The following is a 13511-nucleotide window of genomic DNA, read 5'->3' as shown; positions in this document are numbered from 1 at the left end:
AAGGAGGGTTGCGTTATGGAGGCAACCCCACCAGCCACACCCCGGCACACAATGTTCCCGCTGTGGCTGCTGCCTTCCGGCTCTGACCAGGTTCACGGGTAATCGTTGCGGGGGGACCGATGGGGTCACCATAACGACGCTCGCCTCTCGGCAAGCCGCGCCATTGTACCGATCTCATCGGAAGTTACAACCGTTGGCGCGGGATTAAAAATATCTGATGGTTCAAGTACTTGGCTGCAGGAGCAAGCTTGCTCCTACAAAAGCACGACCTCGTCCGCCCGACCGCCCTCTTGCTGGATCACCAGGTGAATGAAGTGCAGCTTGGCAATCACCGCCGGCGGCAGGACGAACGGATAGAAATCCGGCTGGCCCATGCTGCGGGACAGTTCGTTGAGCATGCCGGCCAGTTCGATCCACGCATTGACGAATGACAGGAACGCCGTGCCGCCGGGATGCCTGGGGTCGTAGAGGGTGCTGAGGGGGAACGGCTGGTAATCCAGGTCCATCTCCCGGGCGCTCATGCCGAAGCCCAGCGCGGTGTCGACGGCGTCCATCATGTGCAGGTAATGCGCCCAGGTTTCCGCCCAGTCTTCCCACGGGTGCATGGTGGCGTAGGCGCTGACGCAGGTTTGCTGCCAGTCCGGGCGCGGGCCGTTCTGGTAGTGCTGCTCCAGGGCGTCGGCGTAGCTGGCGCGCTCGTCACCGAACAGCGTGCGGAACGGCTCCAGCCAATGGCTGTTGGCGATCAGGCGGTCCCAGTAGTAATGGCCGACCTCGTGACGGAAGTGACCGAGCAAGGTGCGGTAAGGCTCGCGCATCTGTACGCGAATTTTCTCACGGTGGGCGTCGTCGGCTTCCTTGATGTCGAGGGTGATCAGGCCATTGGCGTGGCCGGTGGTGGGCGCGTTGCCTTCCAGGTCGATGCCGACAAAATCGAAGGCCAGGCCGGTGTCTTCATCGACCGTCTTGGGAATCACCTGCAAGCCCAGGCTGATGAGTTGGGCCACCAGACGACGCTTGGCGGTTTCGACCTTGCGCCAGCGGTCGGGGTTTTCGGGGATCGACAGGTCGGGAATAGTGCGGTTCAGGCTGCAGGCCACGCACAAGGCTTGGCCGTTGTCGGCGGGCAGCAACCAGTTGCACGCGGCGGGCGTGTCAAGGTTGGCGCAGCGACGAAATGCGCCGGCTTCAGGGTCGGCGTCCAGCAGCCAGGTATCGGCGTACGGGCCGGGCTGCAGGGAGGACAGGCGACTCTGCTCCGGCTGATAGCCCAGCAGCGCCGAGCAGGCCAGGCACTGGCTGTTGCGAAAGAACAGCGATTGCCCACAGCGGCACTGCCAGACCTTGCTGTTGCGCGAGGTCTCGGCCATGAACGGTGCGGCGATGCGCGAACTGAGTTGTTCGAAGAAGCGGTACATGGCGATCTCTCCGGGGGGCTTGCCAATACTAGAGCATTGCCCGAGAGAGATCGTTCCCACGCTCCGCGTGGGAATGCATCCAGTGACGCTCCGCGTCGCACCTTTCAGAGCGGACGCAGAGCGTCCAGGGCGGCGTTCCCACGCAGAGCGTGGGAACGATCATCAGACTGTGATGTTGTGCTTGGCCAAAAATGCCACGAACGCCTCTTCATCCAGCACTTTCAAGCCCAGCTCAGTGGCCTTGGCCAGCTTCGAACCCGCGCCCGGCCCGGCGACCACGCAATGGGTTTTCGCCGACACCGAGCCCGCCACCTTGGCGCCCAGGCTTTCGAGTTTTTCCTTGGCAACATCGCGACTCATCAGTTCCAGGGAGCCGGTGAGCACCCAGGTGTGACCGGCCTCGGGCAAGCCTTCGACGACTTTCTTCTCACTCTGCCAGTGCATGCCGAAGTCCTTGAGCTGTTGCTCGATGGCCAGCGCGCGCCGGGCGTTTTCTTCAATATCAAAAAAGTCCCGGACGGCCTTGGCCTGCTTCTCCGGCAAAGCCTGGCGCATGTCGAGCCAGTCGGCCTTGATCACGCCTTCGAGGGAGCCGAATTTGTCGGCGAGTTTCTGCGCGGCGCCCGGGCCCACGGACGGCACGTGCAGCTTGTCGAGAAAGCCGCCCAACGTGGTGCTCGCCGCAAACTCGGCGCTCAGGTCGCCCTGTTCCTGCAACTCCAGGCCGCACTCCTCCCTGGAAAGCAAGGCGCCGATCACGTCCTGGTTATGGCTGTCTTCAAAGAAGCTGTGAATCTCGTGGGCCACTTCCAGGCCAACGTCCGGCAAGTACGTCAGCACTTCCGGCAAGGCCTGCTGCACGCGCTCCAGGGATGCCAGCGAGCGCGCCAGCACCTTGGCCGTCTCCTCGCCCACATCGGGAATGCCCAGGGCGTAGATAAACCGTGCGAGGGTTGGCGTCTTGCTGTTTTCAATAGAGGCAATCAGCTTCTTGCTGGAAACGTCGGCAAAACCTTCCAGGTCGATGATCTGTTCGTACTTGAGCTTGTAGAGATCCGCCGGCGAGCCGATGAGTTTTTCGTCCACCAGTTGCTCGATGGTCTTGTCGCCCAGGCCATCGATGTCCATGGCCCGGCGCGAAACGAAATGGATGATCGCCTGCTTGAGCTGCGCACCACAGGCCAGGCGCCCGACGCAGCGGTATACCGCGCCTTCGCTGACGGTTTCCTTACCCTTGCTGCGCTTGACCAGTTGGGTACGCTCAACGTGGGAGCCGCACACCGGGCAGCTCTCGGGGATCTGCACCGCGCGGGCGTTTTCCGGGCGACGCTCGGTGACAACCGACACCACCTGGGGGATTACGTCACCGGCACGGCGGATGATCACGGTGTCGCCGATCATCAGGCCCAGGCGCGCCACTTCGTCCATGTTGTGCAAGGTGGCATTGGACACGGTCACACCCGCGACCTTGACCGGCTTCAAGCGTGCCACGGGCGTCACAGCGCCGGTGCGGCCGACCTGGAATTCAACGTCAAGCAGCTCGGTCAGCTCTTCCATGGCCGGGAATTTATGGGCAATTGCCCAGCGCGGCTCGCGGGCACGGAAGCCCAGCTCCCGCTGGTAGGCAATGCTGTTGACCTTGAACACCACGCCGTCGATTTCATAGGGCAAGGCGTTGCGGCGCTCACCGATATCGCGGTAGTAGTCGAGGCAATCCTGAATCCCCTTGGCCAGCTTCAGCTCATGGCTGATGGGCATGCCCCACTTCTTCAGCTGTTGCAGGTTGCCGATGTGGGTGTCGCTGATATCCGTGGTCACGCCATAGCAGCAGAATTCCAGCGGACGGCTGGCGGTGATCTTCGAGTCCAGCTGACGCAGGCTACCCGCCGCCGCGTTGCGCGGGTTGGCGAAGGTCTTGCCGCCAACTTCCAGCTGGGTGGCGTTCAGCCGCTCGAAACCGGCCTTGGACATGAATACTTCGCCGCGCACTTCGAGGGTCGCCGGCCAGCCGGTGCCGTGCAGTTTCAAAGGAATGTTGCGCACGGTACGCACGTTGACGCTGATGTCTTCGCCAGTGGTGCCATCGCCACGGGTGGCGCCACGCACCAGCTCACCGTCCTGATACAGCAGGCTGACCGCCAGGCCATCGAGCTTCGGCTCACAGCTGTATTCCACCGCCGCGCCGCCGCCAAACAAGTCTCCCACCGGCAGATCCAGGCCTTCGGTCACCCGGCGATCAAATTCCAGCATGGTACTTTCATCGAAGGCGTTGCCGAGGCTGAGCATCGGGATTTCGTGGCGTACCTGAGTGAACGCAGACAATGCCGCACTGCCGACCCGCTGCGTCGGTGAATCACGGGTTACCAGCTCCGGGTGCTCGGCTTCAAGCGCCTTGAGCTCGTGGAACAAACGGTCGTACTCGGCGTCCGGAATGCTCGGCTCGTCGAGGACGTGGTAACGGTAGTTGTGCTGATCCAGTTCAGCGCGCAGTTCGAGGATGCGGGTGTGGGCGGCGGTCATGGGTGTTCTCTCATAAAGCAAAAGAGCAGCCGAAGCTGCTCAATATGTTAGTGCATGGATTCTACAGGCAACGCTTAAGCTTGGACCTCAGCGCTTCTGTGTCAGGGCACGACGCTCGAACTCGACGATGCGCTGACGGTAATGCTCGATGGTCTGGGCGGTCAGGACGCTGCGTTGATCGTCCTTGAGTTCGCCGTTGAGTTCCTGGGACAGCTTGCGAGCTGCCGCCACCATCACGTCGAACGCTTGTTTCGGGTGACGCGGGCCCGGCAAGCCGAGGAAGAAGCTCACCGCCGGAGTGCTGAAATGGTCGATGTCGTCCAGATCGAAGATGCCCGGCTTGACCGCATTGGCCATGGAGAACAGGACTTCGCCGTTGCCGGCCATGCTTTCGTGGCGATGGAAAATATCCATCTCGCCAAAGCGCAGGCCGCTTTCCAGAATATTCTGCAGCAGGGCCGGGCCCTTGAAGCCGGCGGCGTCACGGCAGATCACGCTGATCACCAGCACCTCTTCGGCAGCCGGCTGGTCCTTGACGGATTCTTTATGGGCGCTCTTGGCCGGGGACTCATCCGGGAAGTCGTCATCACGGCTGCTGAAGCTCGGGCCTTCTTCCAGGTCCAGGTTCAGGTCGCCCTGGGATGGCTCGCTGGCCGCGCTGCGCTTGCCGCGCTTGGGTTCACGGGCTTCACGCACCGGTGCGCTCATCGACGGCAGGTCGTGCTCGTCCAGGTGCGGTTCTTTATGGTTGTCCAGGACACGCGGTGGCCCCAGCAGCTCGGCGCTGCCGTCGTCGTCCGGCAAATTGGACAGGTTGCGGTCCAGGCGAAATTTCAACTTGCCCTTGCCGCCACGCATCCGGCGCCAGCCATCAAAAAGAATACCGGCAATGACAATAATGCCGATGACGATCAGCCACTCGCGCAGACCGATTTCCATGTAATCCCGTGCCTCTAATAAAAAATGCTGAAAAATAAGGGGTTTAGCACCGTGCAAACCGCTTTAAAACGTGGCGCCAACTCTATGTTCTGAATGACGTTTTGCCCACGCATACGAAAATTTGACATTAAACTAGCACGACCAAAGATAACTTTACACCGTCTGTCAAAATGCCTTGAACAAATATGTCCATTTGCCACTTTTCCCAGACCGGTAAATCACCTTACGTCCTGCTGAAAATCCTCCTTCGACCTGCGGCTCAGGATTCCACCAGCGCCATCGCCTCTTCGACATCCACCGCCACCAATCGCGAACAGCCCGGCTCGTGCATCGTCACGCCCATCAATTGATCGGCCATTTCCATGGCGATCTTGTTGTGGGTGATATAGATGAACTGCACCGTCTGGGACATCTCTTTAACCAGTCGGGCGTACCGTCCAACGTTAGCGTCATCCAGCGGGGCGTCAACTTCGTCGAGCATGCAAAACGGCGCCGGGTTCAACTTGAAGATCGCAAATACCAGGGCCAATGCGGTCAGTGCCTTCTCGCCACCAGACAACAAATGGATGGTGCTGTTCTTCTTGCCCGGAGGCCGCGCCATGATCGTTACCCCTGTATCGAGTAGATCTTCGCCCGTCAGTTCCAAGTAAGCGCTGCCACCACCGAAAACTTTCGGGAATAACGCCTGTAAACCGCCATTAATCTGATCAAAGGTATCTTTGAAGCGATTACGGGTTTCCTTGTCGATCTTGCGGATCACGTTCTCCAGGGTGTCCAGCGCTTCGACAAGATCGGCGTTCTGCGCATCCAGATAACGTTTGCGCTCGGACTGCTGCTGGTACTCGTCGATGGCCGCGAGGTTGATCGCGCCGAGTCGTTGAATGCGCGCGGCAATCCGCTCAAGTTCTTCTTCGGCTTCTTTCTCGTTGGCCTCGGCGGTCAGGGTATTGAGCACGCCGTGCAGGTCGTAGCCGTCTTCCAGCAACTGGTCTTGCAGGGTTTTGCGGCGCACCGTCAGGGCCTGCCATTCCATGCGCTGCTGTTCGAGCTGGCCCCGGATCAGTTGCGACTGTTGCTCGGCCTGGGTCCGGCGTTTTTCTGCGTCGCGCAGTTCGCGGTCGGCGTCTTCCAGGGCGATCTGGGCGGTCTTGAGCTCTTCGTCGACGGTCATGCGCTTGTCGAGCAACTCTTCAAGCTTCAGGCGCAGCTCTTCCAGCGGGGCCTCGCCCTCCTCCAGGTTGAGGCTCAGTTGCTCGCGTTTTTCTGTCAGGCGTTCGGACTGCATTTCCAGGCGCTCAAGGGCCTGGCGCGTGGAGTCGTGCTGCGCCCGCAGGGAGCCGAGGCGCACGGCCAATTGATGGGCATGATCCTTGTGCTGGCGAGCTTCCTGGCGCACCCGGTCGAGGCGCTCGCGCAAGCTGTCGCGCTGGGCCAGCAGCAACTCGCGCTGCTCGGTGTCCAGGGCCATGCTGTCGAGGGCTTCCTGCAATTGCAGGCGTGCTTCGCCGACTTGTTCGTGTTCGAGGGCGCGTTGCTCGCCCATCTCCGCCACTTCTTCGTCGAGCCGGGTGCGGCGCAGGGTCAGTTGCTCGACCTTGGCCTTGCTCGCCGAGAGCTGGGCTTTCAATTCGCCCTGCTGGCGCGCTTCGTCCTGCAACAGCCGGCGCAGGTGTTCGCGGCCGGTCTCTTGCTGGCGCTGGGTGGCGCGCAGGGTTTGCAGCTGGTTTTCCAGGGACTCGAGTGTGGCTTCGCGCTCTTCGCGCTCGGCGGTCAGGTTGACGATTTCCTGGCCACGGGCCAATACGCCGCTTTCCGCTTCGCTGGCGCGCCGTACCCGCAAAAAGTGCCGGCCGACCCAAAAGCCATCACGGCTGATCAGGCTTTGCCCGGCGGCCAACTGGCCGCGCTGGGCCAGGGCCTGCTCAAGGCTGTCGACCGGCTTGACCTGGCCGAGCCACGGCGACAGGTCAATCGCCGCCTCCACTTTATCCAGCAGGCTGCCCGGCACGCGAGTGCCGTCCGCCGCCGGGCTGAGCAAACGCAGATCGCCCTGGGCAAAACCCGCCAGGTCAAACCCGCCAAAATCATCCACCAGCACCGCTTGCAGGTCGGCGCCGAGCACGGTTTCCACCGCCAGCTCCCAACCGGCTTCAACCTTCAGGCCTTCGGCCAGGCGCGGACGCTCGGCCAGGTGTTGGTCACGCAGCCATTCAGCCGTGCCGGTGCCCGGGTCAAGCGCCGCTTGCTGCAAGGCTTCCAGGGAGGCCAACCGGCCGTTGAGCCGCTGCAAATCGCCCTGGGCCTGCTGCTGTGCCTGGGTCGCCTGCTGCAGTTGCTGACGCAATTGCTCGAGGCGCTCCACTTGTTGTTCTTCGCTGGCTTCCAGCTCTTCCAGCGTCATTTCGCTTTCGGCGAGTTTCTCGCTCAGTTCGAGGATCGCTGCATCTTCCGGGTCGGCAGCGAGCAGCACGCGCTCTTCCACCAGGCGCCGCTGACGCTCGGCCAGGCGCTCCATGCTGGTTTCCAGTTGCTGGATGCGTGACTGCTGCACCTCAGCCTGGCGGCGCGGCTCGGCAGATTGCAGGTTGAACGTGTCCCACTGCTCCTGCCAGGCGTGCATGGTGGTTTCGGATTCTTCCAGGGCCGCAGCGGCTTCCTCGGCAGCGGCGCTGGTGACTTCCTGCTCGGGAGTGAGCATGTCCAGCTCCTCCCCAAGGGTCAGCAGCAAGGTGCGGTCGTGGCCCAGGTGCGATTCGGTTTCCAGGCGCGCGCGTTCGGCTTCTTTCAAGTCGTCCTGCAACTGGCGCAAACGCTGCTGGCCGTGCTGGATGCTCTGCTCGACCCGGGCGATGTCGCCGCCCACCGAATAGAAGCGCCCCTGCACCAGATTGAAGCGCTCGGACAGGTCATGGTGACCGTCCCTCAGGCGCTCGATGCTGGCGTCGGCATTGCGCTGCTCGGCCACCAAGGCTTCGAAGCTGATCTCCTGAGTGCCGATGATCGCTTCGCGCTGGCCTACCTGGTCGTTCAACGCCTGCCAGCGCAGGGCCGACAGTTGCGCCTTGAGCTGACGCTCCTCGCCCTTGTATTCCTGATACTTCTCGGCCGCCTGGGCCTGGCGGTGCAGGCGCTCCAACTGGCGCTCCAGCTCTTCACGCAGGTCAGTCAGGCGGGCGAGGTTTTCATGGGTGCGACGGATACGGTTTTCGGTCTCGCGGCGGCGTTCCTTGTACTTGGAGATGCCGGCCGCTTCCTCGATAAAGTTACGCAGGTCTTCGGGCTTGGCTTCGATCAGCTTGGAGATCATCCCTTGTTCGATGATCGAATAGCTGCGCGGGCCCAGGCCGGTACCGAGGAAGATGTCGGTGATGTCCCGGCGGCGACACTTGGTGCCGTTGAGGAAGTAGCTGTTCTGGCTGTCGCGGGTCACTTTGCGGCGAATGGAGATTTCCGCATAGGCCGCGTACTCGCCCACCAGGGTGCCGTCGGAATTGTCGAACACCAGTTCGATGCTGGCCTGGCTCACCGGCTTGCGGCTGGTGGAGCCGTTGAAGATGACGTCGGTCATCGACTCGCCACGCAGGTTTTTTGCGGAGCTCTCGCCCATCACCCAGCGTACGGCGTCGATGATGTTCGACTTGCCGCAGCCATTGGGCCCGACCACTGCCGCCATGTTACTGGGGAAGTTCACCGTGGTCGGGTCGACGAAGGATTTGAACCCCGCCAGTTTGATGCACTTGAGCCGCACGCTTAGGCTTCCGCCAACGCAGCAATGACCAGCGAGCAACTGCGCTCGCCGTAGGCCGAGAGCACCAGGCGAATCTGCGGCAGGTCACGGGCCAGCACGGCGGCGAGCAATTGCTCGAACAGCACCAGGTACTCGCTCATGGACGCCTTGCGCTGATCCAGCGCCAGGTAATAGGCGCGGTTCATCGCCGGCTGCAGGTTCTCGACGGTTTCCTGCAGGTACGGGTTGTTGGCGAACGGATAGGCGGCACGCATCACGTTGAAGCTCTCTTCGACGAAGGCGCGGATGTCCTGGCGTTCGAAGCTGGCGATCAGGCGCTGCTGGATTTGCACGAACGGCGCCATGTCGGCCTGGGTCTGCCAGCCGGCGGCGACCGCATTGCCCAGCAGGATGTACAGCTCGCCCATCAGCGTGCACAGGCTTTGCACCTTGTGGGCTGTCAGCTCGGTGACGTGGGCGCCACGGCGCGGCAGGATCGCAATCAGGTGCCGGCGCTCGAGGATCAGCAAGGCTTCGCGCACGGAACCACGACTGACATTCAGCGCCAGTGTGACCTTCTGCTCCTGGATCCGCTCCCGAGGCTTGAGATCGCCGCGAATGATACGTTCGGCGAGGTGGTGAGCGATTTGCTCGGCAAGACTATCCGGCGCCTTGAACGTCATGTTTTCCCTTCAAAATCTTCTATCGGTACAAGCGCGGCAGTGTAGCGCACTTGCCGGTTGATGGCGTACGGCCCACAGAGCGGAATTTGGCATGAAATAAGCAGCCATTAAAGTCCAGAAGCCGCCAAAAACGGCGGTTCCAGAGAACTGGACCATAATTAAGGATGTTGATATCGCATTTTCTTGACCTTTCGGTCAGAAAATCGTTGACCGAAAAGTCAGACATGACTAGATTCGGCGCAAAGCGGTTAACAACAATAATGAGTCTGCGAGGCCTTCCGTGATCCAGTTTTTACTAAACCAGGAGCTCCGTAGCGAGCACGCCCTGGACCCGAACCTGACCGTGCTCAACTATTTGCGTGAGCACCTGGGCAAATCCGGCACCAAGGAAGGCTGCGCCAGCGGCGACTGTGGCGCCTGCACCGTGGTAGTCGGCGAGTTGCACACCGACGATCAGGGCGCCGAGCAGATTCGCTATCGCAGCCTCAATTCGTGTCTGACGTTTGTCTCGTCCCTGCATGGCAAACAACTGATCAGCGTCGAAGACCTCAAGCACCAGGGCCAACTCCACAGCGTGCAACAGGCCATGGTGGAGTGCCACGGTTCGCAATGCGGCTTCTGCACCCCGGGCTTTGTGATGTCGCTGTTCGCCCTGCAAAAAAACAGTGATGCACCCGACAGCCAAAAGGCCCACGAAGCCCTGGCTGGCAACCTCTGCCGCTGCACCGGCTATCGCCCGATTCTTGCGGCCGCCGAACAGGCCTGCTGCAACAAGCCCCAGGACCAGTTCGACAGTCGCCAGGCCGACACCATCGCCCGCCTGAAAGCCATCGCCCCGACGCAAACCGGCGAGTTGAACAGCGGCGACAAACGCTGCCTGGTGCCGCTGACCGTCGCCGACCTGGCGGACCTTTACGACGCTTACCCACAAGCCCGGCTGCTGGCCGGCGGCACCGACCTGGCGCTGGAAGTCACCCAGTTCCACCGCACGCTGCCGGTGATGATCTACGTCGGCAATATCGAAGAGATGAAGCGCATCGAAAGCTTCGACGACCGCCTGGAAATCGGCGCCGCCACTCCCCTGTCCGATTGCTACAGCGCGCTCAACCACGAATACCCGGACTTCGGCGAATTGCTCCACCGTTTCGCCTCGTTGCAGATCCGCAACCAGGGCACCCTGGGCGGCAATATCGGCAACGCGTCGCCCATCGGTGATTCGCCACCACTGCTGATCGCCCTCGGTGCGCAGATCGTGCTGTGCAAGGGCAACACCCGCCGTACCCTGGCGCTGGAAGACTATTTCATCGACTACCGCGTCACTGCCCGCCAGGACAGCGAATTCATCGAGAAAATCATCGTACCCAAAGGCGTGCCGCTGTTCCGTGCCTACAAGGTTTCCAAGCGCCTGGACGATGACATCTCTGCCGTCTGCGCGGCCTTCAACCTGAAGATCACTAACGGTGTGATCGACGATGCCCGCGTGGCGTTCGGCGGCATGGCCGCCACCCCAAAACGCGCGAAGAACTGCGAAGCCGTACTGAACGGCGCCACCTGGAATTCCGCCACCGTGGAAAAAGCCTGCGCGGCCCTGGCCGAGGATTTCACCCCGCTGTCGGACTTCCGCGCCAGCAAGGAATACCGCCTGCTCAGCGCACAGAACCTGCTGCGCAAATACTTCATCGAACTGCAAACGCCGCACATCGAGACTCGGGTGACCGCTTATGTCTAACCATCACGCCGTGGAAAAATCCCAGGCCGAACTCGCCGAACTGTTTGCCAAGGACCTGACCAGCGGCGTCGGTCGCAGCGTCAAGCACGACAGCGCCGCCAAGCATGTCTCGGGCGAAGCGCAGTACATCGATGACCGCCTGGAATTTCCCAACCAGTTGCACCTCTACGCACGCATGTCGGACCGCGCCCACGCGAAGATCCTCAGCATCGACACCGCCCCCTGCTATGCATTTGAAGGCGTGCGCATCGTCATCACCCACGAAGACGTGCCGGGTCTGAAAGACATCGGCCCGTTGATGCCCGGCGACCCGTTGCTGGCCATCGACACCGTGCAGTTCGTCGGCCAGGTGGTGCTGGCCGTCGCCGCCCGCGACCTGGAAACCGCACGCAAGGCGGCGATGGCCGCTGTGATCGAATACGAAGACCTGGAGCCGGTGCTGGACGTGGTCGAGGCGTTTCGCAAAAAACATTTCGTGCTCGACAGCCACACCCACCAGCGCGGTGATTCGGCGGGCGCACTGGCGACCGCGAAGAACCGTATCCAGGGCACCCTGCACATCGGCGGCCAGGAACACTTCTACCTGGAAACCCAGATCTCCTCGGTGATGCCCACCGAAGACGGCGGCATGATCGTCTACTGCTCCACGCAAAACCCCACCGAAGTACAGAAGCTGGTGGCCGAAGTACTCGACGTATCGATGAACAAAATCGTGGTCGACATGCGCCGCATGGGCGGTGGTTTTGGCGGCAAGGAAACCCAGGCCGCCAGCCCGGCATGCCTGTGTGCGGTGGTCGCACGCCTCACCGGCCAGCCGACCAAAATGCGCCTGCCGCGTGTCGAAGACATGCTGATGACCGGCAAGCGCCACCCGTTCTATATCGAGTACGACGTAGGCTTCGACGACAGTGGCCGGCTGCACGGCATCAACCTGGACCTGGCGGGCAACTGCGGTTGCTCACCGGACCTGTCGAACTCGATTGTCGACCGCGCAATGTTCCACTCCGACAACTCGTATTACCTGGGCGACGCCACCGTCAACGGCCACCGCTGCAAGACCAACACCGCCTCCAATACCGCTTACCGTGGCTTCGGCGGCCCCCAAGGCATGGTCGCCATCGAAGAAGTGATGGACGCGATTGCCCGGCACCTGGCCCTCGACCCGCTGGCCGTGCGCAAGGCCAACTACTACGGCAAGACCGAGCGCAACGTCACCCACTACTATCAGACCGTCGAGCACAACATGCTCGAAGAGATGACCGCCGAACTCGAACAAAGCAGCCAGTATTTCGAGCGCCGCGAAGCGATCCGTCGCTACAACGCCAACAGCCCGATCCTGAAAAAAGGCCTGGCCCTGACGCCGGTAAAATTCGGCATTTCCTTCACCGCCAGTTTCCTCAACCAGGCCGGTGCGCTGATCCACATCTACACCGACGGCAGCATCCACCTGAACCACGGCGGCACCGAGATGGGCCAGGGGTTGAACATCAAGGTCGCGCAGGTAGTGGCCGAGATTTTCCAGGTGGAAATCGACCGCGTGCAGATCACCGCCACCAACACCGACAAGGTGCCCAACACCTCGCCGACGGCGGCTTCCAGCGGTGCCGACCTGAACGGCAAGGCCGCACAGAATGCCGCCGAAACCATCAAGCAGCGCCTGGTGGAGTTTGCCGCGCGCAAATATGAAGTCAGCGAAGCCGACGTTGAATTCCACAACGGGCATGTGCGGGTCCGCGATCACATCCTGACCTTTGAAGCGCTGATCCAGCAGGCGTATTTCGCCCAGGTGTCGCTCTCCAGCACGGGCTTCTACAAGACCCCGAAAATCTTCTACGACCGCAGCCAGGCACGTGGGCGGCCGTTCTACTACTTCGCGTTCGGCGCGGCCTGTTGCGAGGTGATCGTCGACACGCTGACCGGCGAGTACAAGATGCTGCGCACCGACATCCTGCATGACGTGGGCGCCTCGCTGAACCCGGCCATCGACATCGGCCAGGTCGAAGGCGGCTTCATCCAGGGCATGGGTTGGCTGACCATGGAAGAGCTGGTGTGGAATAACAAGGGCAAGCTGATGACCAACGGCCCGGCCAGCTACAAGATCCCGGCGGTGGCCGACATGCCGCTGGACCTGCGGGTGAAGCTGGTGGAAAACCGCAAGAACCCGGAAGACACGGTGTTCCATTCCAAGGCCGTGGGTGAGCCGCCGTTCATGCTCGGTATTGCCTCGTGGTGTGCGATCAAGGACGCCGTGGCGAGCCTGGGTGACTATCGCCATCAGCCGAAGATCGATGCACCGGCGACGCCGGAGCGGGTGTTGTGGGGCTGTGAGCAGATGCGCCAACTGACCGCTGCAAAAGCTGTGGAAACGGAAACCGAGCTGGCTTCGCTTTAGACCGAGGCGCTGCCATCGCGGGCAAGCCCGGCTCCCACATTTTGATGTGTGAACCCAATCAAATGTGGGAGCGGGCTTGCTCGCGAAGGCGGTCGAACTGACA

At 61.7% G+C, this 13511-nt stretch carries 7 protein-coding genes and 1 other RNA gene; 2 read left to right on the top strand and 6 right to left on the bottom strand.

What is annotated here, in order from left to right; translation table 11 throughout:
* Positions 1-25: 25 nt before the first annotated feature.
* The 6 genes from ffs to HX814_RS05495 form a co-directional block, all read right to left on the bottom strand.
* Positions 26-122: signal recognition particle sRNA small type (gene ffs / locus HX814_RS05520), an RNA gene on the bottom strand.
* Between the two features lie 132 nt (positions 123-254).
* A complete protein-coding gene (locus tag HX814_RS05515) occupies positions 255-1418 on the bottom strand; it encodes a putative zinc-binding metallopeptidase (RefSeq protein ID WP_177008135.1) in 1164 nt (387 codons plus the stop codon).
* Between the two features lie 162 nt (positions 1419-1580).
* Positions 1581-3938 carry an NAD-dependent DNA ligase LigA gene (ligA, locus tag HX814_RS05510; RefSeq protein ID WP_003219078.1) on the bottom strand — a complete coding sequence of 786 codons (2358 nt, stop codon included), beginning with the start codon at positions 3936-3938 and terminating at the stop codon, positions 1581-1583.
* A gap of 87 nt (positions 3939-4025) precedes the next feature.
* Positions 4026-4877 (bottom strand): cell division protein ZipA, encoded by an 852-nt coding sequence (zipA, locus tag HX814_RS05505; protein ID WP_003219080.1) that lies wholly within the window; start codon positions 4875-4877, stop codon positions 4026-4028.
* Between the two features lie 259 nt (positions 4878-5136).
* A complete protein-coding gene (gene smc, locus HX814_RS05500) occupies positions 5137-8625 on the bottom strand; it encodes a chromosome segregation protein SMC (RefSeq protein WP_003219082.1) in 3489 nt (1162 codons plus the stop codon).
* A gap of 2 nt (positions 8626-8627) precedes the next feature.
* On the bottom strand, positions 8628-9287 hold the full coding sequence (locus HX814_RS05495) for a GntR family transcriptional regulator (protein WP_177015383.1): 660 nt from the start codon (positions 9285-9287) through the stop codon (positions 8628-8630).
* Between the two features lie 280 nt (positions 9288-9567).
* On the opposite strand from HX814_RS05495, the gene xdhA reads away from it, so the two are divergent.
* Positions 9568-11016, top strand: a complete 1449-nt coding sequence (xdhA, locus tag HX814_RS05490) for a xanthine dehydrogenase small subunit (RefSeq protein ID WP_102368369.1) — start codon at positions 9568-9570, stop codon at positions 11014-11016.
* Positions 11009-13408: a xanthine dehydrogenase molybdopterin binding subunit gene (gene xdhB / locus HX814_RS05485; RefSeq protein WP_003219089.1), complete on the top strand. Its 2400-nt coding sequence runs from the start codon at positions 11009-11011 to the stop codon at positions 13406-13408. Before xdhA ends, xdhB begins: the two co-directional genes overlap by 8 nt.
* Positions 13409-13511 lie beyond the last annotated feature (103 nt).

This window comes from Pseudomonas sp. C8002, assembly GCF_013385765.1.
GTDB lineage: Bacteria > Pseudomonadota > Gammaproteobacteria > Pseudomonadales > Pseudomonadaceae > Aquipseudomonas.
Note: the sequence above shows the minus strand (reverse complement) of the source record. Positions and strands in the feature narration are given on the sequence as shown.

Coding starts and splice junctions, on each gene's coding strand:
- HX814_RS05515 (WP_177008135.1), bottom strand. CDS start 1,418: ATGTACCGCTTCTTCGAACAACTCAGTTCGCGCATCGCCGCACCGTTC.
- ligA (WP_003219078.1), bottom strand. CDS start 3,938: ATGACCGCCGCCCACACCCGCATCCTCGAACTGCGCGCTGAACTGGAT.
- zipA (WP_003219080.1), bottom strand. CDS start 4,877: ATGGAAATCGGTCTGCGCGAGTGGCTGATCGTCATCGGCATTATTGTC.
- HX814_RS05495 (WP_177015383.1), bottom strand. CDS start 9,287: ATGACGTTCAAGGCGCCGGATAGTCTTGCCGAGCAAATCGCTCACCAC.
- xdhB (WP_003219089.1), top strand. CDS start 11,009: ATGTCTAACCATCACGCCGTGGAAAAATCCCAGGCCGAACTCGCCGAA.